Source organism: Prosthecobacter dejongeii, assembly GCF_014203045.1.
GTDB lineage: Bacteria > Verrucomicrobiota > Verrucomicrobiia > Verrucomicrobiales > Verrucomicrobiaceae > Prosthecobacter > Prosthecobacter dejongeii.
Genome location: NZ_JACHIF010000008.1, coordinates 168,661 through 195,367 on the forward strand (window position 1 = coordinate 168,661; position 26,707 = coordinate 195,367).

General features: G+C 54.5%; 23 protein-coding genes and 1 tRNA gene. 18 read left to right on the forward strand and 6 right to left on the reverse strand.

Annotation, left to right across the window (positions count from 1 at the left end):
* Window positions 1-18: 18 nt before the first annotated feature.
* The 11 genes from HNQ64_RS17795 (at window position 19) to atpC (ending at window position 10,066) form a co-directional block, all read left to right on the forward strand.
* Complete coding sequence (locus HNQ64_RS17795; RefSeq protein ID WP_184211157.1) at window positions 19-852, forward strand: EF-hand domain-containing protein; 834 nt, start codon at window positions 19-21, stop codon at window positions 850-852.
* Window positions 853-987: 135 nt separating this feature from the next.
* A complete protein-coding gene (locus HNQ64_RS17800; protein WP_184211159.1) occupies window positions 988-2,277 on the forward strand; it encodes a polysaccharide lyase 6 family protein in 1,290 nt (429 codons plus the stop codon).
* A gap of 58 nt (window positions 2,278-2,335) precedes the next feature.
* The gene (locus HNQ64_RS17805; protein ID WP_184211161.1) at window positions 2,336-3,124 is read left to right on the forward strand and encodes an SDR family oxidoreductase; all 789 of its coding nucleotides are present in this window, start codon (window positions 2,336-2,338) and stop codon (window positions 3,122-3,124) included.
* A 155-nt stretch (window positions 3,125-3,279) separates the two neighbouring features.
* Window positions 3,280-4,185: a F0F1 ATP synthase subunit A gene (gene atpB / locus HNQ64_RS17810; RefSeq protein WP_184211163.1), complete on the forward strand. Its 906-nt coding sequence runs from the start codon at window positions 3,280-3,282 to the stop codon at window positions 4,183-4,185.
* Window positions 4,186-4,277: 92 nt separating this feature from the next.
* The gene (gene atpE / locus HNQ64_RS17815) at window positions 4,278-4,526 is read left to right on the forward strand and encodes an ATP synthase F0 subunit C (protein ID WP_221305491.1); all 249 of its coding nucleotides are present in this window, start codon (window positions 4,278-4,280) and stop codon (window positions 4,524-4,526) included.
* A gap of 66 nt (window positions 4,527-4,592) precedes the next feature.
* Window positions 4,593-5,117 (forward strand): ATP synthase F0 subunit B, encoded by a 525-nt coding sequence (locus HNQ64_RS17820; protein WP_184211167.1) that lies wholly within the window; start codon window positions 4,593-4,595, stop codon window positions 5,115-5,117.
* A 24-nt stretch (window positions 5,118-5,141) separates the two neighbouring features.
* A complete protein-coding gene (locus HNQ64_RS17825; RefSeq protein ID WP_184211169.1) occupies window positions 5,142-5,537 on the forward strand; it encodes a F0F1 ATP synthase subunit delta in 396 nt (131 codons plus the stop codon).
* A gap of 54 nt (window positions 5,538-5,591) precedes the next feature.
* Window positions 5,592-7,121, forward strand: a complete 1,530-nt coding sequence (gene atpA, locus HNQ64_RS17830; RefSeq protein WP_184211171.1) for a F0F1 ATP synthase subunit alpha — start codon at window positions 5,592-5,594, stop codon at window positions 7,119-7,121.
* A 44-nt stretch (window positions 7,122-7,165) separates the two neighbouring features.
* Window positions 7,166-8,047: an ATP synthase F1 subunit gamma gene (gene atpG / locus HNQ64_RS17835; RefSeq protein ID WP_184211173.1), complete on the forward strand. Its 882-nt coding sequence runs from the start codon at window positions 7,166-7,168 to the stop codon at window positions 8,045-8,047.
* A gap of 47 nt (window positions 8,048-8,094) precedes the next feature.
* Window positions 8,095-9,552: a F0F1 ATP synthase subunit beta gene (gene atpD, locus HNQ64_RS17840; RefSeq protein ID WP_184211176.1), complete on the forward strand. Its 1,458-nt coding sequence runs from the start codon at window positions 8,095-8,097 to the stop codon at window positions 9,550-9,552.
* 97 nt (window positions 9,553-9,649) lie between these two features.
* Window positions 9,650-10,066, forward strand: coding sequence for an ATP synthase F1 subunit epsilon (atpC, locus tag HNQ64_RS17845; protein WP_184211178.1), 417 nt, complete (start codon window positions 9,650-9,652; stop codon window positions 10,064-10,066).
* Window positions 10,067-10,450: 384 nt separating this feature from the next.
* Here atpC and gluQRS read toward each other — a convergent pair whose 3' ends face one another.
* From gluQRS to HNQ64_RS17860, 3 genes are all read right to left on the reverse strand, one after another.
* Window positions 10,451-11,305, reverse strand: coding sequence for a tRNA glutamyl-Q(34) synthetase GluQRS (gene gluQRS / locus HNQ64_RS17850; RefSeq protein ID WP_184211180.1), 855 nt, complete (start codon window positions 11,303-11,305; stop codon window positions 10,451-10,453).
* Between the two features lie 36 nt (window positions 11,306-11,341).
* Complete coding sequence (locus tag HNQ64_RS17855; RefSeq protein ID WP_184211182.1) at window positions 11,342-11,839, reverse strand: type III secretion system chaperone family protein; 498 nt, start codon at window positions 11,837-11,839, stop codon at window positions 11,342-11,344.
* A 43-nt stretch (window positions 11,840-11,882) separates the two neighbouring features.
* A tRNA-Pro gene (locus HNQ64_RS17860) sits at window positions 11,883-11,959 on the reverse strand.
* A 138-nt stretch (window positions 11,960-12,097) separates the two neighbouring features.
* On the opposite strand from HNQ64_RS17860, the gene HNQ64_RS17865 reads away from it, so the two are divergent.
* Window positions 12,098-12,979: an alpha/beta hydrolase gene (locus HNQ64_RS17865; RefSeq protein WP_184211184.1), complete on the forward strand. Its 882-nt coding sequence runs from the start codon at window positions 12,098-12,100 to the stop codon at window positions 12,977-12,979.
* A gap of 166 nt (window positions 12,980-13,145) precedes the next feature.
* On the opposite strand, the gene rplI is transcribed toward HNQ64_RS17865, so the two are convergent.
* A complete protein-coding gene (gene rplI, locus HNQ64_RS17870) occupies window positions 13,146-13,643 on the reverse strand; it encodes a 50S ribosomal protein L9 (RefSeq protein WP_184211186.1) in 498 nt (165 codons plus the stop codon).
* Window positions 13,644-13,718: 75 nt separating this feature from the next.
* Complete coding sequence (locus HNQ64_RS17875; RefSeq protein WP_184211188.1) at window positions 13,719-14,792, reverse strand: substrate-binding domain-containing protein; 1,074 nt, start codon at window positions 14,790-14,792, stop codon at window positions 13,719-13,721.
* 179 nt (window positions 14,793-14,971) lie between these two features.
* Here HNQ64_RS17875 and HNQ64_RS17880 point away from each other — a divergent pair, with 179 nt between their 5' ends.
* From HNQ64_RS17880 to purN, 3 genes are all read left to right on the forward strand, one after another.
* On the forward strand, window positions 14,972-15,901 hold the full coding sequence (locus tag HNQ64_RS17880; RefSeq protein WP_184211190.1) for a hypothetical protein: 930 nt from the start codon (window positions 14,972-14,974) through the stop codon (window positions 15,899-15,901).
* Between the two features lie 90 nt (window positions 15,902-15,991).
* Window positions 15,992-16,738 (forward strand): RraA family protein, encoded by a 747-nt coding sequence (locus HNQ64_RS17885; RefSeq protein ID WP_184211192.1) that lies wholly within the window; start codon window positions 15,992-15,994, stop codon window positions 16,736-16,738.
* A 96-nt stretch (window positions 16,739-16,834) separates the two neighbouring features.
* Window positions 16,835-17,908, forward strand: coding sequence for a phosphoribosylglycinamide formyltransferase (gene purN / locus HNQ64_RS23995; protein WP_246431098.1), 1,074 nt, complete (start codon window positions 16,835-16,837; stop codon window positions 17,906-17,908).
* Between the two features lie 60 nt (window positions 17,909-17,968).
* Here the strand turns inward: purN and HNQ64_RS24000 are convergent, their stop codons facing one another.
* On the reverse strand, window positions 17,969-22,621 hold the full coding sequence (locus tag HNQ64_RS24000; RefSeq protein ID WP_246431099.1) for a DUF7133 domain-containing protein: 4,653 nt from the start codon (window positions 22,619-22,621) through the stop codon (window positions 17,969-17,971).
* Between the two features lie 179 nt (window positions 22,622-22,800).
* Here HNQ64_RS24000 and plsY point away from each other — a divergent pair, with 179 nt between their 5' ends.
* From plsY to HNQ64_RS17920, 3 genes are all read left to right on the forward strand, one after another.
* Window positions 22,801-23,439 (forward strand): glycerol-3-phosphate 1-O-acyltransferase PlsY, encoded by a 639-nt coding sequence (gene plsY, locus HNQ64_RS17910; RefSeq protein ID WP_184211194.1) that lies wholly within the window; start codon window positions 22,801-22,803, stop codon window positions 23,437-23,439.
* Between the two features lie 44 nt (window positions 23,440-23,483).
* Window positions 23,484-24,434 (forward strand): uracil-DNA glycosylase, encoded by a 951-nt coding sequence (locus HNQ64_RS17915; RefSeq protein WP_246431100.1) that lies wholly within the window; start codon window positions 23,484-23,486, stop codon window positions 24,432-24,434.
* A 164-nt stretch (window positions 24,435-24,598) separates the two neighbouring features.
* On the forward strand, window positions 24,599-26,641 hold the full coding sequence (locus HNQ64_RS17920; protein WP_184211196.1) for a tetratricopeptide repeat protein: 2,043 nt from the start codon (window positions 24,599-24,601) through the stop codon (window positions 26,639-26,641).
* Window positions 26,642-26,707 lie beyond the last annotated feature (66 nt).

Genomic DNA, 26,707 nt, shown 5'->3' on the forward strand with positions numbered 1-26,707 from the left:
CACTCAGCCTACCCAACTATGAAACCGCACAAGTCCGTCTATTGTCTTCTTGGTTTGCTCTCCTTAAGCGCAACCTTGGCCATCGCACAGGAGGGGGAACGCAAAGGTCCGCCTCCCGGTGGTGAGGGTGGCTCTGGCAACCGATTGGGCGAGTTTCTAAAGCGCGCAGACACCAGCGGCGATGGCAAGATCAGTAAAGAAGAATTCGGTGCCCTGTCGCGTGGAGGTGGTGATGAGCGCTTTGCCAAAATGGATGCTAATAGCGATGGTTATGTGGACCAAAATGAGATCGCTACCATCGCAGAAAAAATGCGTGAAGGCATGCGCAATCGCCCTGCTGGCGAAGGCGGCTCACGCCGTCCACCAGGAGACCGGCCAGAGGGCGGCCCAAGACCAGAGGGCGACCGTCCTGCGGGCGGACCGGAAGGTGGCCGCCGCCCGGAAGGTGGCCCTGGAGGTCCTGGGGGTGCCATTATGATTGATGAAGTGTTTGGTCGCATGGACAAAAACTCGGACGGCACCGTGGATAAAGCGGAATACTTGGAATTTTCCCAGCAGGAGATCGAGTCTCGTTTCAGCCGGGTGGATGAGAATACGGATGGTAAATTAACTAAAGAAGAAATGAAGGCAGGCATGGAGCGCATGCGTAACATGATGAGAGGACCAGGCGGGCCTGGTGGTCAGCGTGGTCCGGGTGGGGATGGCGGGCGCGGGCCTGGAAGTGAGGGTGGCCCCCGTCGCGGTTCTGACGGTGGCGAAGGGGGATTCCGCCGTCCACCTTCTCAAGAAGGTGAAAAAGCGTCCCCTCGTCCTGAATTTGAACAGCCGACCTCTAAAAAAGATCCAGCTTAATTTGTCTGAGTGAGGTCTCGACCTCCCTTTCATAGGCGGAATTCCTGATCGGGAATTCCGCTTTTTGTCTTTTGGGCATTGCAAGAAGCTACAGGCGGTGACGTCTATGCTTCGTGCTTGTGGCACCCTCATCCTATGCGCTACCTGACTGCTTTTTTTCTGCTACCGTCTTTGTTGCTCCACGCCAAAGATTTTCCTGTCGAAGATGTAGTTAGTCTGGAATCCGCTGCAAAAATAGCCTCGCCAGGGGATAGGATCGTGCTTCGAGAAGGAGTGTGGAAAGATGCGGTGGTGAAATTTCAGGGAAAGGGCACTGCCCAGGCGCCCATTACCTTATGTGCTGCGATTCCAGGAAAAACGATTTTCACGGGAGCCTCTGCTCTGAGGATGGCTGGAGAGTATTTAATCGCAGAAGGTCTTTGGTTTAAAGATCCTGATTCTTCCATTGGCGATAGCATTGAGTTTAGGGTGGATTCCAAGCATGTAGCCACGCACTGCCGATTAACCAATTGTGCCATCACCATGTCGCCAGAAGCAGCAAATAAAACGGACAAGGAATCGCGCTGGATCGGACTGTACGGCAGTCATAATCTCGTGGATCGTTGTCTAGTGGAGGGGAAAGTCACCAAGGGAACGACACTTGTTGTCTGGTTGGGGGGAGAAAACACAGGCCACCACATCATTGAGAACAACTACTTTGGTCCGCGTGAGAAACTTGGCAAAAACGGCGGGGAAACCATTCGTGTGGGAGATAGTAAAACCTCCATGGAGACAGCCTCCTGCATTGTGCGGCAAAATCTCTTCGTCAGATGTGATGGCGAGGCAGAATGCATCTCCAATAAATCATGTGGGAATCTGTATCAGGGAAACAGCTTCGTCGAAGTCAGTGGCACCCTGACGTTGCGCCATGGCAATGGCTGTATCGTCGAGAAGAATGGTTTTTTTGGCCACGGTGCCAAAGGCACCGGGGGCATCCGGATCATTGGGGAAGATCACATCGTGAGGGAAAATTATTTAGAAAGCCTCACAGGCGATGAAACTCGCTGCGGCATCACTTTGATGATGGGGCTGCCGAATTCACCCGCAAATGGCTATTTCCAAGTTAAGCGTGCTCGTGTGGAAAACAATACCTTGGTAAATTGTAAGCACCCGATTCTCATTGCGCTTGAGGGGGACAAGGTACCCGGAAAGCCCTCCTTACCACCCATAGAATGCGTCATCATCGGCAATAAAATTCATGGGGCAGAAACCCAAGTCGTCGAGGCTCGTTGTGACCTTGCGGGTATCCGGTGGGAGGCGAATCATTTCCATGGCAAAGCTTTAGGAATCCCTGAAACCGAAGGTATCGCATGGGGAAAAGAGCCAGACATTCAAAGGTTGAAGGCCCTAGACCGCAAAGCCGTGCAGCCAAGCTGGTGGGAATAGCTCTTCGAAGAGCGATGTAAGTGCGCAAGTTGGGGGGAAAGACACGCGTTTTTAACTCATGAATCGCAACGCTTCACCTTTCGATCTCACGGGTCAGCGTATCTGGGTCGTCGGTGGAGCAGGTTGGTTAGGCCAGTCCACCGTTTTACTGCTCGCTGAAATGGGGGCCAGTGTTTTATGTGCGGATCTGCCAGGGCGTAGTTCCGCTTTTTTAGAGAAAGCTGATTTTGCTGGGGATATTAGCCCTGTGGATTTGGATGCTCACGATACTGAGGCTCTGGAGCCATTCGTTCGTAAACATCAAATCAGCCATGGAGTGCCGCATGGGTTGGTCAACCTAACCTACGCGGCCACACCCAAGAGGCTATCTGAACTCACGACCGCTGATTTTGATCAGGTGAATCATGGAAATCTGACTAGCACCTTCATTCTCACTCGAGCTGTGGCGGAACTGATGGCTGCTGCGGGGCAGGGGAGTGTGGTGCTATTTTCCAGCATGTATGGAGGGGTGGCTCCAGATCCACGCATCTATGAGTCACCATTGAATACTAATCCGATCGAGTATGGTGTTAATAAAGCTGGAATACGCCAAATGGCGCGCTATTTGGCAGTGCATTACGGCAGTCGTGGCGTTCGCTGCAATTCCATTTCTCCCGGTCCCTTTCCCAATCCAGGAATTCAGGCAACGCAGCCCGAATTTATCGCGAGACTGTCGCAAAAGGTTCCTTTGGGCAGAGTTGGTGCTCCCGTAGAAATCGCCGGAGCCGTAAACTTTTTGCTGAGTGACGCAGCCAGTTTCATCACTGGAATTGATCTGCCCGTGGATGGCGGTTGGACGGCTTGGTGAGGCCTGTTTTTGGATTTAATTCGGAAAGATGAAAAGTCGTCGGATGCCTGTAAAATCAGGGTACGGATGACTTTGTGAAATTTTTCACAAATAAGTCTTGCCTCTCTTCTTCCCGCTGCTAAAACACACTCTGCCGACTCGGCCCGCTATTTGCTATGGACGTAAGTTTTCCCTTTTCCTCATCCGCCATCCTGCTCGCTGAAGTGAGCCGTAGGGCCGTGTCTTTGCTTGGTGGCGGAGATAAGGAAAGCTTTTGGGCTTTCGTGACAAACTCCTGTTTCGTTGCTGCTTTGGTTGTTGGAATCATCATTTGGGTGGCCAACAAGGCGACATCCAGGATGACGCTCATTCCTCATCCTTGGCAGAATTTCTTCGAGTCCATCATCGAGGCTGTTTACAATCAGGTGGAGGCTATTGTAGGGCCTAAGCAGGCTCCTCGTGCCTTCCCTCTCTTGGCGACCTTGTTCATCTTCATTTTGGTGGCTAACTATTTCGGCCTGCTGCCGGGCGTGGGCACGATTGGTTGGGGTCACGGTCACGGAATGCTGAGCTTGGATCATGTTAGCGCGCCTCTGCTTCGACCAGCGACGGCGGATCTCAACATGACTCTTGGCATGGCGCTCTGCTTCATGTTGATTTGGTTCTACCTGACCATTCGTGAGCTTGGTGTTTGGGGCTTTATTAAGCATACCTTCGGTCCAAAAGGTGGGGCAAAAGGCTTGATGGGCATCTTTATCGCGCTGGTATTCTTGCTGGTTGGAGCTATCGAAATCGTTTCCATCATGTTCCGTCCGGGTTCGCTTTCCTTGCGTCTTTTCGGTAACATCTATGCGGGGGAAACTCTTCTCCACACCATGATGACTCTAGGCGAGATGTTCAAGTTGGGTAGTGTTGGGCAGTTCATCATTGCTACGATTGCTCCCATTCCCTTCTATTTCATGGAGTTGCTCGTGGGCTTGCTTCAGGCCAGTGTCTTCACCCTCCTTTGCGCTGTTTATATCCAGCTCTCCACTACGCATGATGAGCATCATGGTGAAGAGCATGGGCACGATCACCACTGAAGCCTTTGACCGTCGGGACCATGCCTCTGAGTGTGGGCGGCGGCCAGAACAACCAAATACAGAAAGACTAATACACTATGATGATGGAAGTTATGACCCTGGCAGCTGAAGCTGCCGCCGCTGCTCCTGCTGCCGCTGCTGGTATCTCCGGTTCCTTGACACTGGGTCTCGCTGGTGCTGGTGCTGCAATCGGCATCGGTCTGATCGGTGGCAAGGCAGTGGAAGCTGTCGGCCGTAACCCAGGTGCTGCTGGCAGCATCCAGACTCTGGCAATCATCGGCATGGCGCTGGCAGAAGCTGTCGCTATTTACGCCCTGATCATCGCATTCCAGGGTCGTTAATCCCCTTGAGGTGGCGGTCACTCAGGTGGCCGCCACCTTCTTCTCGCTCACTCATTTGTTCCTGTCATGACCACGACTTTCCTTGCCGCCGCTAACGACATTGCAGACCAGTTTGGCCTCGAATTGCCAAAGCTGATCGCGCAAGTCTTGATTTTTCTCGTCGTGTTTTATGTGCTGAAGACCAAAGCCTTTGGTCCTATTCTGGCCATGCTTGAACAGCGCCGCGCACGCATTGCTGATGGCGAATCCAAGCTGGACAAGATCGCTCGTGATCTTGCTGAGGCTGAAAAAAATGCTCAAGCCATTGTTGATAAGGCTAATGATGACGCCAATCGCCTCGTGAAGGAAGCTGGTGATAGCGCCAAGTCCCTTGCTGAGAAGCGTCAGCAGGAAGCCATTCAAGAAGCTGGTCAGATCCTTGCCAAGGCTCGCGAAGCTGCTAAGCTTGAGCATGAGCAGTTGATGGCTCAGTTGAAGAGCGAATTTGGTCGTATGGTTTCTGACGCGACCTCTCGCGTGACTGGTAAGGTCCTCAATACCGACGACCAGGCTCGCATCAATCAGGAAACCTCTGCTCAGGTTAGCCTGTAATTTCCTTCCTTCGCCACCACGAACATGAAAATCAGCAAGGAAGTTCGCCGCACCTCTCGCCAGCTTTTCCGGGTCTGCCTGGTGAATGGCAAGTTGGATGATTCCCGCGTGCGTCTGGTGGTGAACCAGATCATCACCAGCAAACCCCGTGGTTACCATGGCATGCTTGATTCCTTTGCTGCTCTGGTGCGCAACGAAGTTGAAAGCCAACGTGCTGTTGTGGAAAGTGCGACTTTCCTGACGGCGGATATTCAGGCTGATCTCAAATCGAGCTTGTCCCAGAAGTACGGTCGTGAGCTGGCTCTTGAATTTCACATCAAGCCTGAACTTCTTGGCGGTATTCGCGTCAAGGTGGGCAGCGATGTCTGGGACGGCTCTGTTAAAGCCCGTCTTGAAGCCCTAAAAGCCTCTCTTTCCTAATCGTTACCGCCCGGCACCCGCCCCCATTTTTCCCTTTCAAAACCAGTAGTTACCATGAGCAACATCCTCCAGGAGATCGAATCCCAAATCGCCGGACTTAAGACGGCGGTCACCAAATCCAATGTCGGCGTGGTCCGCGAGATCGGTGACGGCGCAGCCAAGATCGAAGGTTTGAGCGATGTCATGCTCAACGAAATGATTGAGTTCCCCGGTGGTCTCTTTGGTTTGGCTCTGAACCTTGAAGAAACTGAAGTGGGTTGCGTGCTTTTGGGTTCTTCCGAAGGCATCAAGGCCGGCGACGAAGTCAAGACCACCGGCCGCCTTCTTTCGGTTCCAGTTGGTAAGAGTCTTCTGGGTCGTGTGGTCAGCACTTTGGGTGAGCCTCTCGATGGCAAAGGCCCGATCAAAGGCGATGCGCAGTATCCTGTTGAAAAACTTGCTCCTGGTATCATTACCCGTAAGTCGGTGTCTGTTCCAGTGCAGACGGGCATCATGTCCATTGACGCGATGATTCCGATTGGCCGCGGTCAGCGTGAGTTGATCATTGGTGACCGCTCCACGGGCAAGACGACCATTGCTGTGGACACCATTATCTCCCAGGCACAGCAGAACAAGGCAGCCGAACAAGGCAAGCTGGCAGGTCACAAGCCTCTGTATTGCATCTACGTCGCCATCGGCCAGAAGCAGTCCAACGTGGCTCGTGTCGTCAAGACTCTCGAAGATGCTGGTGCTATGGAATACACCGTTATCGTGAATGCTTCGGCTTCCGACAGCGCTGTTAACCAGTATCTTGCTCCCTACACGGGTTGCGCCATCGGCGAATGGTTCATGGATCAGGGCCAGGACGCTTTGATTGTTTTCGATGACCTTTCCAAGCAGGCTGTTGCTTATCGTCAGGTTTCCCTCGTTCTGAAGCGTCCTTCTGGTCGTGAAGCTTACCCTGGTGACGTGTTCTATCTCCACTCACGGTTGCTTGAGCGTTCTGCACGCGTGAACGAAAACTACGGTGGCGGTTCCCTAACAGCTCTTCCGATCATCGAAACCCAGGCTGGTGACGTTTCTGCCTACATCCCGACCAACGTGATTTCTATCACCGATGGTCAGATTTTCCTGGAAACCGACCTTTTCTATCAAGGCATTCGCCCTGCTATTTCGGTGGGCCTTTCCGTCTCTCGTGTCGGTTCTGCCGCTCAGACAAAAGCCATCAAGAAAGTGTCTGGTACCACAAAGCTTGACCTCGCTCAGTTCCGCGAATTGGCCGCTTTCGCTCAGTTCGGTTCAGACCTCGATGCTGCCACGAAGGCCAAGCTGGATCGTGGTGCTCGCATCGTGGAACTTTTCAAGCAGCAGCAGTATCAGCCAAAGAGCCTGCCAATCATGGTCATCAGTCTGTACGCTATGCAGAAGGGCTACTTCGATAGCGTATCTGTGGATCGCGTGAAGGAGTTCCAGGCTAAGTTGGAAACCTACCTCACTGAGCGTAAATCTGAATTGGTTGAAAAGCTCGCTAATGAAAAGGCTCTCGACAATGTCGAAGCTGACATCAAGACCGCTCTCGAAGACTTCAAGACCGCCTGGAAGTAATTGCTCCTGGTTCACTGTTCTCGTTTTTTTAGCTCTCCGCTCCCATGCCCTCCACCCGCGACATTCGCCGCCGAATCAAATCGGTCAAAAACACGGCCCAGATCACCAAGGCCATGCAGCTCGTCGCGGCTGCGAAGATGAAGAAAGCACAGGATCAGGCCGCCAATGGTCGTTCTTATGCTGAGCTAATGAACAAGATTCTTGTGAGTTTGAAGGAAAGCGCCGCTGAAGGTGTGCATCCTTTTTTCAGCGAAGGCTCGGGCAACAAAACTTTGGTTCTTGTTATCGCGACCGATAAGGGGCTTTGCGGCGCTCTGAATACTAACTTGCTCAAGAAGCTGGTTAACAGTCCGATTGAAGGTGAAGTTGAATACATCACCATTGGTCGCAAAGCTTCACAGGGCCTCGGACGTCTTCGTAAAACTCTCATTGCAGACTTCCCGATCAAGGATCCTGCTAAGTTTGTTGAAACTCGCACGGTCTCCAAATTCATTCAGGAAAAATTCCTGACGGGTGAATACAAGCGTGTTTTGGTCGCTTTTAACAATTTCATCAATGTGGTCACTCAAGTGCCCTCGATTGAGCAGATCCTTCCTGTCAATCCCGTGACGTTGGGTGGTAAGCGTAATTTCGATGAAACTTCTAAAGAGGTAAATCCTTCAGACATTCCGGATTACACCTTTGAGCCGGATGCGGCCACTGTTTTCCAAACAGTGCTTCCTCAGTATGTTAACGGTACCGTTTATCAAATGGTCTTAGAAGCCCGTGCTTCCGAGCACAGCAGCCGAATGGTGGCGATGAAAAACGCGACCGACAATGCTAAGCAAATGCTTAAAGACCTCAGCCTCGAATATAACAAACTGCGCCAGGCTGCGATCACCAACGAACTTCTCGAAATCACCACCGCCAAAATGGCTCTTGAATAGCCTTCTTTGCATTCTTGACCCTCTGATTCTTTTTGACCCCTTCCAATATGAGCAACATCGGCAAAATCGTTCAAGTCATCGGTCCCGTGGTGGACGTGGATTTTTCAGCCACAGGAAAGCTGCCCGAGATCTACAACGCACTCGAGATCAAGTTTGATCTCGGCGGCAAATCAGCACGTCTGGTCTGCGAAGTGCAGAGCCACTTGGGTGATGGCTGGGTTCGTTCTGTGGCTATGTCTTCTACGGAAGGCCTGAAGCGCGGTCTTGATGCACTCGATATCGGCACTCCGATCACTGTTCCAGTGGGCGAAGAAGTGCTTGGTCGTATTTTCAACGTGACCGGTGATGCTATCGATGACCAGGCTGCTCCTGTTACCACGAAGCGTTATCCGATTCACCGCCCCGCTCCAGCTCTGGTGGACCAAAACCCTTCTGCTCAGATCCTTGAGACCGGCATCAAAGTGATCGACCTGATCTGCCCTTTCACCAAGGGTGGTAAAGTCGGCGCCTTTGGTGGTGCAGGTGTGGGTAAGACCGTGGTTATCATGGAGCTCATCAACAACATCGCTAAAGGCCACGGTGGTTATTCTGTGTTTGCCGGTGTGGGTGAGCGTACTCGTGAAGGTAACGACCTTTACCATGAAATGATCGAGTCTGACGTTATCAAGGTGAAAAAGAACGGTCATGATATCGTGCGCAATGCCCAAGGGGGTTACGTTAGCGAGCCAGGATCTAAAGTGGCTCTTGTTTATGGTCAGATGAATGAGCCTCCAGGTGCTCGTCTCCGCGTGGCTCTTTCGGCTCTCTCCATGGCTGAATACTTCCGTGATGAGAAGAATCAAGACGTGCTTCTCTTCGTGGACAACGTTTTCCGTTTCTCCCAAGCTGGCTCCGAAGTGTCCGCCCTTCTGGGGCGTACGCCTTCCGCCGTGGGTTACCAGCCAACGCTGGCTGCTGAAATGGGCGCTATGCAGGAGCGAATCACCTCCACCAAGAGTGGTTCCATCACCTCCTTCCAGGCCGTTTATGTTCCTGCGGATGACTTGACTGACCCAGCGCCGGCGAATACCTTCGCTCACCTTGACTCTACGGTGGTGCTTGAGCGCTCCCTGGCTGAGTTGGGTATCTACCCAGCTGTGGATCCTCTTTCTTCGGTGTCCAAGGCACTGGCCCCAGACATCGTGGGTGAAGAACACTACCGTGTTGCCCGTGGCGTCCAGCGCGTGCTTCAGCGCTACAAAGACCTTCAGGACATTATCGCCATTCTCGGGATGGACGAACTGTCTGACGAGGATAAGCTCATCGTGTTCCGCGCCCGTAAGCTTCAGCGTTTCCTGAGCCAGCCGTTCCATGTGGCTGAAATCTTCACTGGCACCAAGGGTGAATATGTTTCTGTTAAGGATACTGTTCGTGGCTTTGCCGAAATTCTTGATGGTAAGCACGACGATGTGCCAGAAGCCAACTTCTACATGAAGGGTGGTATCGACACTGTGCCGAAGGCGTAAGCCTGTTTGGTCAATGGTCAAGGTGGTCAACCAGTCAAGCCGGTCCGCCACCTTGACAAACTTGGCTCCTTGACTCTCTGTTTTCCGACTTTTCCTCATGCCTCTCAAACTCGAAATCGTTACCCCTGAAGCCCGCATCTTTTCGGATGAAGTGGACACTGTAGTGCTCCCGGGTTTTGAAGGTGAAATGGGGGTTCTTCCCTCACATGCTCCTCTGGTGACGACTCTCCAGGTTGGTGAACTTCGTTACACCAAAGGCGGTAAAACGACTGAATTGGCCGTCGGTGAGGGGCTTGTCGAAGTGACTGGTAGCACCACTCGTGTGTTGACTGACATGGCTCTCAGTAGCGATGAAATCGACGAGAAAGCTGTCGAGGAAGCTATGGAGCGTGCTAAGCACTCCCTCGAGAGCCTCAAGCATGGTGAACAGCAAGAAGAAGTAGCTGCTGTGATGGCGATGATTCAGCGCAGCGCTGCTCAGCTCCAGTTGAAACGGAAGCGCAAGTCTATCTAATGGATTTTATAAAAGACCCCTGGATGCCTGGCATTCAGGGGTTTTTTGTTTGGAATGAAGCTACCATTCACCTCAATGGATTCCTTCTCACCAAACTATATTGGGAGGAAGTTTGGGTGAGGGTTTCTGGCCGCGTTGATCCCCCAATAAAGATGCTCTCGCCCAGAAATGCTTTTCCCTGATCGGTTACCAACGCGGTCGTGCCCACGATTTAGACCGATTTCCAAAAATCTTGTCCGAAAAGCGGCGACGGGGTGGAATGATTGGCGTTCCCGCGCAAGCGGGACTTGGCTGTTATCGTCAAGATAGCAGCCTGCGCTCTTGCCTTGCCACTCATCCCACCGCGCCCGCCTTTTCAATCAGACAATCTTTTTGGAAAAAGGTCTAGGATGCAGACTCTTCTAAGTTTAAGACTCGGCGCACTTTTTGGGGTGTCCAGCCTTCTTCTCGCAGGGTCCGCAAGGAGCGAGCGTGGTCTCTTTTCGCGAGTCGCTTGCCGAGTTCATCCGTGACTAAACGGTGATGATGCCAAGTGGGAACTGGCAGGTGGAGGAGTTCTTGAAGAAGTCGGTGAAGATGGGTGGCTTCAAAAAGATCTTCTCCACGGGTGACGAGGGTAATGCCTTGCCTTGCATCGTCCACCACCACGGCCAAATGGTAGCTAGCAGGTGTGTCTTTGCGGGCTAAGACGACATCTCCAAAGAGGGCGGGGTTTGCGGTTTGTAAGCCGCGGCCTAGATCTTCCCACTGAAGTGAATGGCCAATGCGATAAGTGGCTTTTTCAATATCTAGACGGAGTGCGTAAGGTTGGCCTGACTCAATAAGAGACTGGCTTTCTCTGTGAGAAAGATGGCGACAGGTTCCTGGATATAAGGGGCCATCAGGACCGTGGGGAGCGCGAGGGGCTTGGGCAATTTCTTCCTGGATCTCGCGCCGAGTGCAAAAACAGGGGTAGAGCAGCTCCTGTCTGGCGAGTTCATCCAAAGCCAGGCGGTAGTCTGCAGCGTGATCCGATTGTCGTAAGACAGGTCTTTCCCAAGTAAGACCTAACCACTGAAGGTCATCAAATAAAGCGGTCTCGTATTCAGGTCGAGAGCGAGTACCATCAATGTCCTCCAAACGAATGAGGAACCGGCCTAGATTTTGCCGCGCTTTTTGTTCGGCGAAAATGGCGGCATACGCATGGCCGAGGTGCAGCCAACCCGTGGGGCTGGGGGCGAAACGAGTGACGGTATTCATGGGTGATACACCGATAAATCAACGCCACGAAGGCTTTTAGGGTTCCTCTGTGGGTGCAGGGGGTAAGAGGTCCTCACGTTTCATTAAGTCTCGGACTCGGAGTAGGATCAGCTCGCCTTTAGGCGTATTGCAAATTTCGCCCAAAAAGGGTGTGAGCCGATCCGTTTCGGCAATGGTGGTATGCACCAATGTGGCTAGGATGCGCTCATCATAACGATGAGGTGGAAAAATATTGGTGAGGCGAAACATCACTGCACCGCTGTCCCAATCGAGTTCAAAGTTGCCTAAGTTGAGCTCTTTGTTGGTACGCATCAGCAGTTCAGAGACTTGGAGGCGATGTGTGTGTGCGACTTGGAGTGAAGCTGTGGCGACGACGGTAGCGATGTGGGCTTCTCCATAGATCTGCACATGCAAAGCGACTTTTGTGTGATGCGCTTCGAAATCTGCTTCAAGGACTTCCATCCCTGTGACTTCGCGGTAGTGCCAGCCTTGAGCTTTGAACGTCTGGAGAGTGGCGGCGTAGAGTGCGGACATCTGGTATGCCAGTAACTTCAGTGGATAAACCATTCTTTGTGAATGGTCGGGGCGGCCAGATTCGAACTGACGACTTCTTGCTCCCAAAGCAAGCGCTCTACCAGGCTGAGCTACGCCCCGTGTGCTCGGGTGGCCTTGATTGGCTGCGAGCGGGCTGTCACAATGCTGCGCGTTAGGGTAAGCGCAACTTAAATTCATACATCTTTGATGAATTTAAGCGTGAATTTCTATCATCCATTCGTTTGATGGACACACTTTATGAAATGGTTGTCTTCTCTCGCTCTGTTTTCACTGACGTTCACCACCTTCGCTGTCGCGGTTGAACCTGTAACGATTCGTTTGTGGCCCCACGGTGCCCCTGAAAAAGAAGGGTTTAAAATCGAACCAGAGGCGGAAATTAAAAAGGAAAAGGACGATGGAGTTAAACGTCTGGGGAATGTTTCAGATCCCACCATTACGATTTATCAGCCGGAAAAGCCGAATGGCACGGCTGTCTTGGTTTGTCCTGGTGGTGGATATGGCATTCTAGCCATTGAGCATGAAGGCACGCAGGTTTGTGACTATCTACGCACTCTGGGCGTGACACCCGTTCTGCTGAAGTATCGCGTCCCGCGTCGCGACAATGAGGATCCAAGCCGGGTGCCTTTGCAGGACACACAGCGGGCCATGGGTATTCTCAGGCACCGGGCTGCCGAGTTTGGTATTCAGCAGGATCGTATTGGCATTCTCGGATTTTCTGCGGGGGGGCACCTTTCCATCATGGCGGCGTTGCAGGGAGGCACGCGGACGTATGAGCAGGATGCTGCGCTGGATATGGCGAACGCGACGCCTAACTTTGCCATCCCTGTGTATCCTGCATACTTGGTCGGGAAGGGGAATGAGTTTGAGCTCCTACCTGAAATCAAAGTAACGGCTAAGGCACCCCCCATGTGCTTGGTCCACGCTCACGATGATCCACACAGTGCGGCTGGCAGTGCGCTGATTTACCTCGAATACAAAAAGAACAAGCTCCCCTGTGAACTGCACATTTACAGTTCTGGCGGACACGGATTCGGGATGAAGAAGAGTGGGTTGCCGGTAAACGACTGGCTTGTGCGAGTCGGTGAGTGGCTGCCGACGCTTTACCCAGCAAAGAAGTAAAAGCCCTTCTCGGTGCTATCTGGGAGCTTTGGAGAAAATCCTTCGCTCCCTGCTTCATGGATTATGTTACCATCTCCTCGCATAACGAGGAGATTGCTGAAGGCATAAAAAAACCGCGCCCCAGGATGGGACGCGGTTTTCAGTAAGGTTTTTAAAGGCGACGAAATTATTCGCTGTCTTCAGTCGAGTCCGCAGCGGCTGCATCAGAATCAGCGAGCACCGTGAGCTTCAGGAAGCAGCTTACATCTGCATGCAGCTTCACTGGGATTTCAAAGGTGCCTGTGCTCTTGATGGGCTTGTCGAGCTGGATGAGGTGACGGTCGAGTTCAACCTTGGCAGAGCTTTCAGCTACTGCTTTAGCGATGTCCATGTTGGTGATGGAACCAAAGGCTTTGCCGCCCTGGCCAGTCTGAAGGGTGAGCTTCAGCTTCAGTTTCTTCAGCTTGGAGGCGGTTTTCTCCGCTTCCTGCAGTTCTTTAGCTTCACGCTCAGCGCGTGCGGCTTTCAGATGGTTGATGTTGCGAAGATTGCCAGCCGTAGCTTCATAAGCCTTGCCCTGTGGGACGAGGAAATTGCGTGCAAAACCACGCTTCACTTGCACGACATCAGCCTCGGCACCGAGGTTTTTGATCTTCTCTTTGAGTATTACTTGAACGTTTGCCATAAAGTCTGCCCTCCCAGGGAAAGGGGGGCGATTGTACATGCAGGTGAGTGCGTGTCAAACGGTGAGCAAAGTTTTTCACAATGATTCTCGTTTGACAAATTCCGGCATGACCTTGGTTTCGCCTTTGGCTCCGGGCTGCCGCACGAGCCGAAAGATGCGTTTAGCGAAGGTATCGGCAGCTACGCTGTATCGGGCAATTTGGGGGATTGTCTCGTCCAGGAAGATGTCGTCATCACGGCAGATGAGTGCCACGTCTTGGGGAATGCGGAGGCCGCGCTGTAGAAGTCCAGTGCAGATGGTGAGGGCGCTGGAGGTGCGGGCGATAAGCAAGGCCTGGGGTCTTTGCTTGGCTGTGAGCAGGCGATCCAGGGCTTTCAGAAGCCCCTCGCGGCTGCCATCGTGCCGTTGTATATGCCCAGTGACACCGCGTGCAGCGGCGGCATGCAGGCCTTCCCCAAAGCCAGCTTCGCTTTCGCGATCACCCGCAAACTGGGGTTCCTGGATCACCAGGGCCAACCGCTGATACCCACGAGCGGCCAGGAGACCTACGGCATGGCGGCAAACGGCGCGGTGGTCGCGATCTACCGAAGGAAGCGAATACCCTTTGAAGACAGAGCCTACGACCACGCAGGGGATCTGCCTTTGCTCAAACCACTGCTGCATGGCCTCCGTGCTGCGATAGAGTACCCAGGCAGCCGCTGGAACGGTAGTGGTGAGTGTTTGCAAGGCACGTGCGGGGTTTTTACCCCCTGACCAGGCGCGCCCCACATGCACCTGTAGAAGGTGGCCCTCACTGGCTAATTGGCTGCGCAATTCATCCACCCAGAGCAGAACAAAAGGGGGCATGGCATGCAGGGGCTCGGGACTGAGAAGGCCCACAGTTAGGGTAGGGGATGGTAGTGGTGGAGGGCCAGAGCTGCCTGCTGGGTGGCAAACGCGGGTTGGCTTGCCCTGAGCGATGGTGACCCAACCGTCTGCGGCGAGGGCTGTGAGTGCTGCACGCAGGGTGGGGCGACTGATGTGCCATTCTTCACAGAGGCGGCGCTCGCCGGGCAGTTCTTCTTGCCAGCGGCCACTGGCGATGGCCTCGCGCAGCACGCGCAGGGTTTCAGCCACCAGGGAGGAGCGTTGGGGGATACTTGCAGGCATGGCGGTAAGCGAGTGTAACCAGTGGCTGCCACGGGGTTGCAAGTCCCTTCCTTTCTCAGTGGCCAACTTTTTATACCAGTCTTTGGTTTTTTGAAGGGAACGGGAACGTTGCGATTTTGATTTATGTCTCCGGCTGAATTTGCTACAGTATGAGGATGTTAAATGGTCATGCCTGCCAAATGAGTTTCCGTGGGTGTTTTTTCGTCGCGGCTTTCTTATGGCCAGTGCTTGCAGGGGCTGCGGCGGATGAGACAAGTCCGTTTAAAACACCGCAGACGGCGGTCTCGCCGAATGGGCAGTATCGTCTGACTTTAACGCACTCAGAGCAGGGGCCTTCGCCCTGGGATAAAGAAGTGTCCTCTATTTCGGGGACATTTAGGCTGGAATCCCGTGCGAATCAGGCGGCGGATTTTTTGTCCCAGTTGCCGGAAAATGTGTTTTTGGAAAAAGTGGATTTGGAAGAAGCTGTCCTATTGTCAGGAGAAAACGTGGCGAACCAAAAGGGCTCCAAATGGACTGATACCTCTGACCTCACAGTAACGATCCACACCCACGAAGTGGGGAAATCTCTGCAGCAACTCCGCAGGTTGAAGCTGGTAGTGACACTGGCGAAAATCACGGAATGGAAGTATCTCGAGTTTAAAGGCATCCAAAAAGCGGGTGATGCGCCTCTTAAATGTGGCCCGTTCGAGCTGGTGGTCAGTGAAGTTCAGCCTCAGCACCTAGTGCTGTCTGCAGCGGCATTTTCTGAGCATGCCCTGGAGCATGAAATCTATCGTCAACAGATGCCGTTGCTATTTCTCACGCACCGCTATGCCCTAGAAAACCTAAAGATCACCGATGCTGCTGATCAGCGTCTTTCGCTGTCATCGGGCACTTTTAGCGGTGGTGGGGGCAGTGGACGGTATGCTGTTCTTCGTGGGACGGCGTTGTCTTTCACCGCGAGCGGTAAGGCTGGGGATCAGTCTCCGGCATCTCTTTTCGAGGCCGTCGAAGACATTCATTATCCAGTGACTCTCGGGCTGAAACTTCCCCTCAAGTATGAAAGCGAGAGGGTGACCTTTGAGTTTCAAGATCTCCCATTCCCAAATTCTAAGCCCTTGAAGTGACAATGACGGAGCTGGGAGAGGTCAGTCCAGGTGACCAGTGACCGCTGGGATTTGTGAGCGTTAAATAGGCTCTCTTAACGATACTTTTCTATGCCCATCTCTCACGCAGACCTCTTGCAACTCAAGCGCTGGAACACACCGACCATTTACAATGGCTGGGAACAGATCACGAAAGCCGATGTGGCTGCGGAGGCTTTTAATCTGGAAGAAACTCGGGACTTCATGCCGCAGATGGGCCCCATGGTGGGGTTTGCCGTGACGGTGGTGATCCAGCCTTCGGACAAAAGTCATCGTGAAGCTCATCCGAACGCCTGGGCGGAGTACCGTCGCTACATTGCGAGTGTGCCGGGCCCGAAGATCGTGATCGTGCAGGATCTGGATAAACCTCGCGTCATTGGCTCCTTTTGGGGAGAGGTGAATAGCAATGCCCACCGGGCGCTGGGCTGTGTGGGCAGCATCGTGGATGGAGCCATTCGAGATGTGGATGAAATGACCAATGCGGGATTCAAGGCGCTCGCTCGCCGCCTTTGTGTAGGGCATGCGCATGTGCATCCGGTGCGCTGGGGTTGCGATGTGGAAGTTTTTGGTCGCAAGATTCAACCTGGGCAGTTAATCCATGCCGACAAACATGGGTTTATGGCACTGCCTTTTGGCGATGAGGATCGGCTTTTAGAAGCCTCCCGTTTCATGGATGCCAATGAGTGTGAGACGGTCATCCCTGCGGCCCGCGGCAGTGTGGGATTGCCACTGGAGCAGGTGATCGAAAACCTGAATGCGGCGGGGAAACAATTTGGGGAGAATGTGCGACGCCAATTCCAGCGTGAGGGAGAGTGGTGACGTGAGGGCTTTTGAAGCCATCACGAAATCTATTTCGTGATCTGCTATAAGCGTTGAGGGAAGGGGCCAGCCGCGCATTGTCCAGTCACTTTAATCATGCCTACTGACGCCGAAGCCTACGCTCCCATGACCCCTGCTGAAGTCCGCGCTTTGCGTGACCAACTCGATGCACAGGGGAAAAAACTGGTCTTTACCAATGGTTGCTTTGACCTCTTGCATGCTGGTCATGTGCGTTATTTGAATGAGGCGAGAGAGCTGGGCGATGCGATGGTGGTAGCTCTGAATTCAGATGAATCTGTGCGTGAATTGAAGGGGCCCACGCGCCCCATCAACAGCGAAAATGACCGGGCTGAAGTGATGGCTGCTCTGCGTGCTGTGGATGCGGTGGTGGTGTTTGGTGACAAGCGGGCTACGTCCCTCATCGAAACCATCCAGCCACACATCTATGCCAAAGGTGGCGACTACACGGTGGACTCTCTAAACCCGGAAGAACGGGCTGCGCTGGATGCGGCTGGCACGGCCATTCGCATCCTGCCGCTGGTGCCGGGGCGTTCGACAACGGCCACGGTCCAGCGGATGACCCATGATGGGGGCGCTGGGCGTCTGCGCATCGGCGTGCTGGGCTCCGGTGAAGGATCGAACCTGCGTGCGATTTTGGCGGCCATAACGGCGGGCGCTTTGCAGGCGGACATCAGTGTGGCTCTTTCGGATCAGGCCGATTCTAAGTTCCTTCAAATTGCCCGTGAAGCGGGCGTGCCTGCCATTCATGTGGACGGTGGGGCGAATCCGCGCCGATTTGATGATGCGGCGCAAAAGGAGATCGCCGAGCATCTGCAGCGTGCGCAAGTGGATGTGGTGGTGCTCATCGGTTTCATGCGCATTCTCAAGGAACCGACGCTGAGCCTGTATGCGGATCGCATTGTGAACGTGCATCCGTCTTTGCTACCTAAGCACAAGGGTGCGAATGCACCTCAACTGGCGATCGAAGCCGGGGATACGGAGACGGGCTGCACGGTGCACCTGGTGACGGCGGAGATTGATGCCGGTCGCATCCTGGCCCAGGCGACGGTGCCAGTCCTGCCTGGAGATACGTCGGAGAAACTGCATGCGCGTATCAAGGACCAGGAGCACAAGCTGCTGCCCCAGGTGCTGGCGGAGTGGAAGAAGTGAATACGCAAAAAGGACGTCTCCTGTCGGGAATGACCGGAGACGCCCAAGGAAACTGGTCGTTTACTTTTTCGCGAGGGCTTCGAGGTAGTCCAGCAGGGAGGCGAATTCGCGGACGGTGAAGTTCATCATGAGGCCAGGAGGCATCATGGACATGGGGAGCTTTTGGCGCTCTTTGATATCACTGACTTTGAACGTGAATTCTTGGGCGGCGATGTTGCGCAGCTTCACTTCGCTGGCTCCTTCAAGGGTGATGAAGCCCATCTGCTGAGCGCCGTCCTTCATCGTGATGAGTTCGCTGGCGAAACCCTGGGCGATGGTCTTGTTCGGGTCCAGGATGTTTTGGGCGAGTTCCGGGCGTTTGTAGGTCTGGGCGATGTTGCCGAGGTAGGGGCCTTTCTGCGCTTCAGATTCCTTGGTGGTGTGGCAGGCGATGCAGGTGGCGCGTGTGAAGATCTGCTCGCCCAGGGCGAGGTCACCTTTGGTCTTGAGGACGATGGCGATGACTTCTTCGGGCTTCAGCGTGGCGATTTTTGGCGTCTTGTCCTCAACTTTGGTTAGGCGCATGGCTTTCATGGCGCGGTTGGCGGCGTCTTTGACTTTGGGATCTGGATCGTCTGTGGCAGCGAGCACTTTGGGGGCGGAGGCCATGTGCTTGATCGCGGAGATGGCATCTAGGATCTGGACGCGGCGGTTGGCCTCCTGCCAGCCGTGGTCGAGGGCTTTTTGGGAAAGCTCGCGGGACTCGGGGCTGCCGGTGGTGCGTGCGGCGAGATTCAGCAGGGCGGCATCGGCATAACGGGAAGCTGGGCCGTCGAGTTTCTCGGCGATCTGTTCGATGAGCAGGTGATGGTTTTCCAATTTTGGTGAAGCGAAGAAAGCGGCGGAGGCGGCTTCGAAGTCCTTGAAGGACTCCGGCATCTTCTGCATGGGGGACAGGACCGCCAAGGTGGCGCTGACGCCCTCGGCGCTGTCGGTCTTGGTCAGGGCGATGATGGCCTGGGAAAGCAAAGTACTCGAGAGCTTTAGCTCGCTGGGATCGACGATGCCGGGATTGGACGTCGTCTGGTCTTTGGAAGTCTTGGCGAGCTGAAGCTCTTGAGTACTTTTTAAGACTCCCACCAACATCGGGATGGCGTCGGCGGGAATGGTCTCGGCAACGGCGAGCTGGGCGACGGCATCGGGGATGACTTTGGGGTCTTGTTTGGCCAGGGTGAGGATGCGCTGGAGGGCATCGTTGGACTGGATGCGGTTGCGGTTCATCTCTTTGACCAGGAAGGCGGCTTCTTCAGGGCTGGCCTTGGCGAGGGCAGTCTTGAGGGCTTCAGCGATCTTCGGCGTTTCACTCCAAGGCTCCGGCTGGTAATAAGGCCCGCGTGTGTCCGGGCGTGTGCCCCAGGAGTCGCCCTTCCATTCGCCTTCATGGAAATGCAGTCGGCAAAGCGCGGCGAGGATGCCCTGGCGGAGGGCGGGATCGGTGGCTGTGCCGAGGCGATCAATGAGGTCGTTTACGACCCGAGGTTTGTGGATCATCGCGAGGGCCTTCAGCAAGGAAGATTTGGATAGCTCGGATGCTGAGGAAGAGTCGAGTTCTTGGAACATCATCGCTGTTACTCTCTCCCCTGCATTGTGGTACCATTGCAAGGCTTGGTCATCTGCCGGATCAAAGCACTTTCCAAATGAATGGATTACAGTCTGTCGCACAACAAAGTCTGAATCTCCCATCAAAGGTAGCGATGCTTTGAAAAGCTGGGATCTGAGTTGACGCTCTTCTTCCAAGCCGACAATTTTGTAACCGTCCAAACTGAGCTTGGCTGGTAGGCGTGCCGCTTCCCGGCGCACTCTGGGGTCTGAAGACTTGGCGGCAGCCTCTAAGAAATCATCAGTGTATTCTCCTGGCGAATCAGAATCGCGAAATTGTCCATAGCTGCTTTCGCTTACATTTAAAGCGCGTGGCTTTCCATGCTCGGCTTCTCCTGCATAGGGAAAGGCTTCCATGGAGCGCAACGCCAAAGGTAGGTAAGCAGGATCTACAGGAATTTTTCCCCGACCATGAATCGAATAGGCGGCGGCAAATCGGCTTGCCAGAGGTTGTTCAATATCGAGCACCAGTGGTTCAACCAACTTTTGTACAGCTTGTCGTTTGCTCCCTATGGATTGCTGTATTCTGATGAGGGTTCGTTGCGCTTCCATCCTTCGGCGGTAGCTTGGAGACTCCAGTTCCTTCACCAACTCAGCATCGCTGAGTTTGGCAAAATTTGGCATAGGCTCCGGTTTGAAGCTTTTTGGTTTCACCTGAACGATGTACCCCACATCGGGTCCGGCCCAGTTGAAGGTGGCGCCTTTCCAACTGGAGGCATAGACGCGGCTCATGCCGTCCACGTCGGCATCGGTGGGGCGGGTCATTTTGATGAAGGGTTCGGGCTTGGCGGTTTCCTCGAAGGTGGCGCCTTTGGGTTTAACCGAATGTTTGTAAATGGCGCCAGTGCCCCAGTCGGCGGTGAAGGGGGCGTTGTTCCAGGCTTCGCCGAAGCCGGGTTCGTCAATGTAAACGGCACCGCAGCCGGAGCCGCCGCCGTAGTCGGCGAGGGGCTGGATGCACTCGTCGTTGAAGTTCTTGTAGAGGCGTGGGTAGCCGTGGTCGTCCAGGCCGGTGAAGTGGTGGAAGCGGACGTTCCAGCCGCCGCCGTCATTGGTGTTGTCACGGGCGAAGATGTCCATGAGCGGGCTGATGGCCACCTCCAGGATGTTGCGGGTGCCTGTGGAGTAGATTTCCAGGCCGGTGCCGTCAGGCCGCACTCGGATGACGCCGCCGCCGCGATGCTGTAGGGTTTTGCCGTCGGTGCCGGTGGCCTTCATGAATCCGAAGTCGCCGCCGGCGATGTAGAGCCAGCCGTCGATGCCCAGGCTGAGGCCGTTGGTGGTGTGGTCGGCAGGGCGATCCTTGAAACCAAAGGCGATGTCCTTGACGAGGATGTTTTGTTTTTCGGCGACGCCGTCGCCATCGGCATCAATGAATTCGCTGAGGTGCGGCGGATGGACGAGATAGAGGCGGTCGTGGTCCCAGACGAGGCCGCGAGGGCTGTCCACTTCGCAGAAAACCTTGGTTTCATCGGCCTTGCCGTCGCCATCCAGATCGCGCAGGCGGATGATGCGGCCGCGCTTGGGCTGGCGGCCCAGGGAGCCATTGCCATCGCTGCTGACGTAGAGGGTGCCATCGGGTGCGGCGGCGACATAGACGGGGTAGTTGGCGGCGGCGGAGTTGGCGAAGAGGGTCGCTTCAAAACCTTCGGCCACTTTCACGTCCTTGAGGATTTCGGCCTCCTGCGCTGCGGTGAGCTTGACGATGGAAGGGGCGATGTTGCCTTCGTTTTTGTAGGGGTCGGCCTCTTCTTTCACCACCTTCGCTGCCGTGGCCTGCTGCTGGGCGTTCATCTTGGATGCGAGGGATTTGATGCCGTCGCCTTTGAGCTGCACTTCGCGGATGCTGGCCCAGCCGCCGCCGTTTTTGCCGATCACGTGGATTTTGACGAACTTCAGGTTAGCCGTTTTGGCAAACTCGTTGGTGTATGGAGCACCTTTGGTGTTTGTGGAGGCATCGGCGAGGACGTTCCAGGCAGTGCCATCGGTAGAGGCTTCGATCTTGTAGCGATAGACGCCGTTGTTTTCCCAGGTGGTGGTAATGCCGGAGAGGGACTGGGGTTTTTCAAACTCGAGCTGGAACCATTGTGGGTATTCGCCGCTGTTGGCGCACCAGCGGGTGGTCTCATCCCCATCTACCGCACGCCAGGTAAAGTTGTTTTTGCCGCTTTCCTCGCTGCTGGCGGTGACCGTGACGAGAGTGGCGTCCTTGGCTGCGGGCGGTGGCGTGGCAGCGGCGGGTTTGGGCTGGGGCTTGGGCGGTTCGGGGTTGCCTTTGACAAAGGTGACTTTGTTTTCGCCTTTGAAGGCGGTCTGGTAATCAGGGGTCAGCTTGTCGCAAGCCCAGAGGAGGCCGCGTGCGAGGAGATCAAGGTAACGGGCATCCGCGACAGTGTCGTTGTTATGCCCGATGGTGGTGCTGAAGCTGCGCGCGCCCTGCTTTTCGTTGGTCCAGGCGACGATGTATTCGACGTCCTTGGTGGTGCCGTCCTTTTGTTTGACCGTCTGCTTGCCCATGGCCAGGGGATGAGCATCGAAGATATTGACGTTGTTGTAGAGCTCTTCTTTGATCGTGGTCCAGTCGGCCAGGGGCTTGGTGATGGGGTGGTCTTTGTCCACATAGGTAATGGCGATGGGCTCCTGCGGGCCGTGAGAATTCGACTGAATGCCCAGGTGCTTGTACCAGGTGTCATTGCCGGGGCGGAAGCTGTGCATGGCGCAGTGCAGATGCACGGCGGGGATGGTTTTATGAACATCTAGGATGCGCTTGATGCTGCCGATGTCCTTCAGGCCGGCGGCGCATTCGTCGTGGATGATGATGTCGTAGCCTTTGGCCCAGTCGAGATTGTCGTACAGGGGCAGGGGTGGATTGGTGGACTTGTCATCGGTCCACACCACATCCACCTGCACATTGGCGCGGGACTGGATGCCTTTGCTGAGGATCTCGTGCTGCTTGGCGTAGTCGTGGCAGCAGCCACCGGCGATGAGGAGGGCCTTGAGGGGCTTGGTCTCTGCCGCGTGGGTGGCAGTGACCAGGGCGATGGCAAACAGGGCAAGGAGGGCGGTGCGGAGCATGAGAGAGAAAGGCGGCTCAGAGAATCGCGCTAAAATACCAAATTTGAGCAGAAAAATGGGGAGCCTCTGAAAATAGTCCCTGGAGGGAAGAGCTTCAGGGGGAATAACCGCGTGGGTAAAGAAGGTGGGGCTTCTTTTCACTTGGCGCATGGGCATGGGCTGCGGATACATACGGGACAATGAATCCCGCAGTGGCAATTTTGATCTCCGCAGTCGTCGGCTACCTCAGTGGTGCGATGCCCTTTGGTTATTGGGCAGGTAAATTGAAGGGGTTGGACATCCGCCAGCATGGCAGCGGTAACATCGGTGCGACCAATGTGATTCGCGTGCTGGGGAAGGGAATCGGTATTCCGGTTTTTATTCTGGATGCGCTTAAAGGTTGGTTGCCAGTGTGGTTAGCTACCTCTTTTTTGGCTCAGCAAGGGGCCTCGGCTGAGATCGTTTCCACCGGAGCTGTGGTGGCAGGCCTCTCGGCGGTGCTGGGGCACATGTACACTTTTTGGCTGGGCTTCAAAGGCGGCAAAGGTGTAGCGACGACAGCCGGGGTCCTTCTGGGGATCGCCCCTCTAGCGATGCTAGGCGGGCTGGTGGTGTGGTTGCTGTTTTTCTTTACCCTGCGCTATGTTTCCCTGGCCTCCATGATGGCCGGCGTGGGCGTGGTGGCAACGATGGTGGCCCTGATGGCGAAGGTGGGGCATTGGGACTTCGTGATGCTAAGTTTTGGCGTTTTGATCATGGTGCTGGTGATCGTTCGGCATCGGGGGAATGTCAGTCGTATCCTCGCTGGGACTGAGCCTAAGGCAGGGCGCAAAAAGTGATCGTTTCCCGCATTAGTGTGTGTTAGCTCAGTGATCTTTCTTTTATGCCTCAGCCTGTAGCCGCCGGACTTCTCAAACAATACCTGGAACAGCGCCAGGTAGCGGGGCAGACCCATGTGGGCCTGCGCCCAGGCGTGCTGGATAAAATGACAGGCCGCAGTGCACGGCCCGCAGTGGCTCCTCAAAGAGCCCCCGAGCCGCGACGTGTGGCCGAATCTTTTTCTGAAGAGCGGGCAGCCCCAGCCTCTTTGCTGCGCGAAGCTTTTGTGGCTCCCGTCGTGGTGACTCCAGCACCTGCGCCAGCCCGGGTAGCGGCAGCGAAGGCACCCACTGCGGTGCCGACTTTGATCGAAGTCCCTGGCATGACGAAAGCTGAAAAGCTGACGGCTCTGGCACAGATCGCCGAGCAGTCGCCTGAGGCGCGTGCGCTGGGCACGCTGCGCGAGACGATGGTTTTTGCCGTGGGCAGTCCTGATGCGGAAATCATGTTTATCGGTGAAGCACCGGGCTCTGAGGAAGAGCGGCAGCAGGAGCCATTTGTTGGGCCTGCCGGACAAAAGCTCACGGGCATCATCAAAGCGATGGGGTTAGACCGCAGCGAGGTGTACATCAGCAACATCTGCAAGTTTCGCCCAGCGATGGAAAATCAAGGTTGGTCCAATAGGCCTCCTACAACGGTTGAGATGAAGACCTGTCTGCCCTACATTTTTACGGAAATTTCCATCGTCCAGCCAAAGGTTCTGGTGGCTCTGGGGAAAACCGCGGCTGAGGGCTTGGGCCTGAGTGGGCCGGTGAGTAAACTGCGTGGCCAGTTCTATGAAGTCCAGGGGCTCCCGACCATGGTGACCTTTCACCCCAGCTATATTTTGCGAGAGGAAAAACTGGCCGATGGTGGCCGGGTAGCCAAACGCCAAGTCTGGGAAGATATGTTACAGGTGATGGAAAAAACGGGGCTGCCTATTAGTGACAAGCAGCGCGGGTATTTTAAAAAGTAGAAGCTGTTAAACTCCCGAATTTTGGTGCCATGAAACGATGTGTCTCCTTTTTTTGGGTAAGGTTGTTTTGGTTTGGCTGCTTATTTTTTGGAGTGCCGTCTGGACGGGGGGCTGATGTTCAGGACAAAATTCTGAAGTCACCTTTCAAAGGCCTGGAGTCTAAGGTGGCAGCGCTAGTCCGCGAATTCCCACGTGCATTGGCCTTCCGCCCACCGGAGGAGGGGCCCCGTGGGGATTTTGTGCGCTTTGTGAAAGCTGCTGAGCCTTTGTGTGAGAGATTCCAACTGCCCCGTGAGGGATTCTATGAAGCACTCCGTGATTACGGGAAAAAACGTCTTTCTCAGATCAATGTTCGCGATCTCGAAACGGCGCGATTTTACTTCATTTTGGGACGGTATCCGGAGGCTGTAGAGATCGCATTAAGTGCAGGTGATGAAGCCCACCGATCTAAAAAACGAGTGTCTGCAGAGGTGGTGGCTGCATTAGAATTGGCGGCTTACGGATCCCTGGAACAACGGAAGTATGTGGATGCACGGAAGTATCTGGCCGTGGCGGTAACAGAGACGAATCCCAACGACGATCTCAGCCTGTGGACCCAGATTCAAACGGCGATGGCGCATACCAGCTATTTGCTCACTGATTATCCGGCCCAACAAAAGATTCTGCGGGAAGTGATGGAGCGTCATCGGCTGGCTCTCGGGCCGGGGCATATCGAGACTCTCCGTTACCACAACGAACTGGCGACAGCTCTTTATGATCAAAGACAAGATGTGGCTGCGGAAAAGGAGTATCGGGCTATTTTGCGGCGCCTGGAAGAAAACGAGGAGGCCGATTCTCCCGCTCTGACTTCGGTACGTAAGAATCTCGCAGCCGTGCTAGAAAGCCTGGGTCGTTTGGCCGAAGAAGAGACACTTCGCCGTCAAGTCTTAGCTTCTCAGCAGCGCACTTTGGGGAAGACTCACCCCCAAGTTTTGAGCAATCGGTTTCGTCTCGCAAAGTGTTTGAGAGGGCAGAAAAAATTTGAAGAAGCAGAGTCGGAATTGAACTCGATGTTGGTCTTTACCCAACGCTTTTTTGGCCCGGATTCTGGAGAGGTGCTTCGGAGTCGAAGCAATCTAGCGACCTATTTATATGAACTGGGCCGATACGCGGAGGCGGCTACTCAGTTGCAAGTGCTCTACGAACAAGAGAAAAAGGTTTTAGGGCCAGATCACTCAGAAACTCTGACTTCCTACAACGACCTAGGCGTGTGCATGAACGAATTGGGGCAGCATGAAAAAGCTGAAGAGATTTTGTCTTACGTGCTGCAATGCCGCCTGAAGAACCTGCCGCCGGATGATTTAGATACTCTGGGAACACGCAACAATTTAGGTATCGCCTATGAAAAACAGAACAAGCTGCTGTTGGCCGAGGAACAGTACCGCGCAGCCTACACGGCACGTGCACGTCTTTTAGGTCCAGATCACCCGAAAACGTTGGCCGCGCGCAATAACTTAACCGGGCTTTTTAAAGATGATCGTTCTCTAGAGCAGGTTCTTCAAGAATATCGCTCCATGCTAGCGACTCTGGAAAAACAACAGGGGCCAGACCATCCCCAAACTATGGTCGCCCACTCCAACATTGCGAACTACTTGAGCCGACTGAAACGCTTTGCTGAAGCAGAAAAAGAACTGCGCTGGATCTACGAAACGCGGCTGAAGACACTAGGAAGTCGCCATCCATTGACTTTGGAGTCTCAAATCGCTTGGAACTGGAATTTGTACGAGCAGCAGCACTATGTCCAGGCGGAGCAAAGGATGCGACAAAGCCTCCCAATACTGATGGAAGTCCTACAGCCTGAAGAATTGCTTCTACAACAATTCTATTGTCAGTACAGCCTCTGTTTGGCGATGACAGGGAAAATGGATGAAGCCATTCGACTGCTTTCTAAAACCGAAGAAACGCTGGCCAAACATCATGGTAAACACCCTCTGGCGGCAGATGCTACGAACAACCTAGCCCTGCTCAAAAAGGCGCAGGCAACACCGAATCTTCAGCCCGGTGGTGGGCAGATCATCCAAGGAATCTCACCTGCGGCCGTGATGCAGACGAAATTTCAAAACAGCACCGAGTTACCTCTATCATTACCCTGGGCTATGCCGCCCCAAGGTTTGCCTCCAGCATCCCTTATCCCCATGGCCTCCGGATCTCCGGCCTCTGCCCCGTAGAGAGCAGGTTGTGTGAAAAGAAGGACGCTGCTTTTGAGCGGGCTGCACATCATCCTTGCGTCGCTT

Excerpts from the sequence above, each read along its gene's own strand:
- HNQ64_RS17795 (WP_184211157.1), top strand. The coding sequence starts at position 19 with ATGAAACCGCACAAGTCCGTCTATTGTCTTCTTGGTTTGCTCTCCTTA.
- HNQ64_RS17800 (WP_184211159.1), top strand. The coding sequence starts at position 988 with ATGCGCTACCTGACTGCTTTTTTTCTGCTACCGTCTTTGTTGCTCCAC.
- HNQ64_RS17805 (WP_184211161.1), top strand. The coding sequence starts at position 2,336 with ATGAATCGCAACGCTTCACCTTTCGATCTCACGGGTCAGCGTATCTGG.
- atpB (WP_184211163.1), top strand. The coding sequence starts at position 3,280 with ATGGACGTAAGTTTTCCCTTTTCCTCATCCGCCATCCTGCTCGCTGAA.
- atpE (WP_221305491.1), top strand. The coding sequence starts at position 4,278 with ATGACCCTGGCAGCTGAAGCTGCCGCCGCTGCTCCTGCTGCCGCTGCT.
- HNQ64_RS17820 (WP_184211167.1), top strand. The coding sequence starts at position 4,593 with ATGACCACGACTTTCCTTGCCGCCGCTAACGACATTGCAGACCAGTTT.
- HNQ64_RS17825 (WP_184211169.1), top strand. The coding sequence starts at position 5,142 with ATGAAAATCAGCAAGGAAGTTCGCCGCACCTCTCGCCAGCTTTTCCGG.
- atpA (WP_184211171.1), top strand. The coding sequence starts at position 5,592 with ATGAGCAACATCCTCCAGGAGATCGAATCCCAAATCGCCGGACTTAAG.
- atpG (WP_184211173.1), top strand. The coding sequence starts at position 7,166 with ATGCCCTCCACCCGCGACATTCGCCGCCGAATCAAATCGGTCAAAAAC.
- atpD (WP_184211176.1), top strand. The coding sequence starts at position 8,095 with ATGAGCAACATCGGCAAAATCGTTCAAGTCATCGGTCCCGTGGTGGAC.
- atpC (WP_184211178.1), top strand. The coding sequence starts at position 9,650 with ATGCCTCTCAAACTCGAAATCGTTACCCCTGAAGCCCGCATCTTTTCG.
- gluQRS (WP_184211180.1), bottom strand. The coding sequence starts at position 11,305 with ATGAATACCGTCACTCGTTTCGCCCCCAGCCCCACGGGTTGGCTGCAC.
- HNQ64_RS17855 (WP_184211182.1), bottom strand. The coding sequence starts at position 11,839 with ATGTCCGCACTCTACGCCGCCACTCTCCAGACGTTCAAAGCTCAAGGC.
- HNQ64_RS17865 (WP_184211184.1), top strand. The coding sequence starts at position 12,098 with ATGAAATGGTTGTCTTCTCTCGCTCTGTTTTCACTGACGTTCACCACC.
- rplI (WP_184211186.1), bottom strand. The coding sequence starts at position 13,643 with ATGGCAAACGTTCAAGTAATACTCAAAGAGAAGATCAAAAACCTCGGT.
- HNQ64_RS17875 (WP_184211188.1), bottom strand. The coding sequence starts at position 14,792 with ATGCCTGCAAGTATCCCCCAACGCTCCTCCCTGGTGGCTGAAACCCTG.
- HNQ64_RS17880 (WP_184211190.1), top strand. The coding sequence starts at position 14,972 with ATGAGTTTCCGTGGGTGTTTTTTCGTCGCGGCTTTCTTATGGCCAGTG.
- HNQ64_RS17885 (WP_184211192.1), top strand. The coding sequence starts at position 15,992 with ATGCCCATCTCTCACGCAGACCTCTTGCAACTCAAGCGCTGGAACACA.
- purN (WP_246431098.1), top strand. The coding sequence starts at position 16,835 with ATGCCTACTGACGCCGAAGCCTACGCTCCCATGACCCCTGCTGAAGTC.
- HNQ64_RS24000 (WP_246431099.1), bottom strand. The coding sequence starts at position 22,621 with ATGCTCCGCACCGCCCTCCTTGCCCTGTTTGCCATCGCCCTGGTCACT.
- plsY (WP_184211194.1), top strand. The coding sequence starts at position 22,801 with ATGAATCCCGCAGTGGCAATTTTGATCTCCGCAGTCGTCGGCTACCTC.
- HNQ64_RS17915 (WP_246431100.1), top strand. The coding sequence starts at position 23,484 with ATGCCTCAGCCTGTAGCCGCCGGACTTCTCAAACAATACCTGGAACAG.